The organism is Vibrio sp. 10N.222.49.C9 (genome assembly GCF_041474985.1).
Lineage (GTDB): Bacteria > Pseudomonadota > Gammaproteobacteria > Enterobacterales > Vibrionaceae > Vibrio > Vibrio crassostreae_C.
Map to the genome: position 1 here is coordinate 1 of NZ_JBFRVD010000194.1, position 584 is coordinate 584.

A 584-nucleotide genomic window follows, 5' to 3' on the forward strand; every position below is an offset into this window, starting at 1 on the left:
ACGTACAGAGCGCACTGAAGATAAGAAATCGCGGTTCGTTTACTTGTTCGGTTTGGATAACTTTGAGCTGACTTTTAAAGAGAATGGCGATTTTGTTATTGGTGTTCCTGATGAGGTCTGGCGTACGTGGGACGGTCAGGTGGCCATTCTTGGTGAAGGTAAACGATATGCTCAGGGCCAGCCTATACAGGTAGGTGTGCTTACTGAGAGTGTTACTGTAGAAGATGTTCTGGGTCTTAGTCTCGCTGATGAATCGCGAGTAGCGGTCGTGAGAAGGACAGAAGAGCATCTGGCTAATAGATTTGCGCTGGTGGGCGATATGATCGCTCAGAACAGTGAAAAGGTTTCATTACTATCTGATCGGTTCTCGCGACTTGATGAGCAAGATGTGCGAGATATGGTGGCTCAGTTTAATGAAAACCCAGCTCAGGCTATGTTTGAAATAAGCATGGGTTACCGAAATGCTAGTGGCTATCTGATTAGAAACCTATTGGCGCCTGAGAAATAAACGAAATCGTGTCGTATCATAGTATTGAGAGATACTAGTGAGTGATACGAACATGAAAAGTAGCAGTGTAAGAGTC

1 pseudogene is annotated in these 584 nt (G+C 44.9%); it reads left to right on the plus strand.

Annotated elements, in window-relative coordinates:
* Positions 1-508, plus strand: a pseudogene (locus AB4585_RS22710) (hypothetical protein); the annotation flags it as partial.
* Positions 509-584 lie beyond the last annotated feature (76 nt).